At 63.5% G+C, this 241-nt stretch carries 1 protein-coding gene; it reads left to right on the forward strand.

Annotated features, from left to right (window positions below; translation table 11 throughout):
* On the forward strand, positions 1 to 241 hold a 241-nt coding region (locus OZ10_RS20275; RefSeq protein ID WP_039566942.1), incomplete at both ends, for an IS3 family transposase.

Here is a 241-nt window from a genome sequence, read left to right on the forward strand (position 1 = left end):
CGGCATGAGCGCCAGCGCGCTGCGCTATTGCCCACGTCAAGACCGCAATGGCGAACTGCGCGAGCGCATTCTTGCGTTGGCGCATCGCCATCGCCGCTACGGCGTGGGGATGATCTATCTTAAGCTGCGACAGGAAGGACGCCTGGTGAACTACAAGCGCGTGGAGCGGTTGTATCGCGAGCAGCAGCTACAAGTCCGGCGCCGCAAGCGCAAGAAGGTACCGGTTGGCGAGCGTCAGCCG

The organism is Xanthomonas cannabis pv. cannabis (assembly GCF_000802365.1).
Classification (GTDB): domain Bacteria; phylum Pseudomonadota; class Gammaproteobacteria; order Xanthomonadales; family Xanthomonadaceae; genus Xanthomonas; species Xanthomonas cannabis.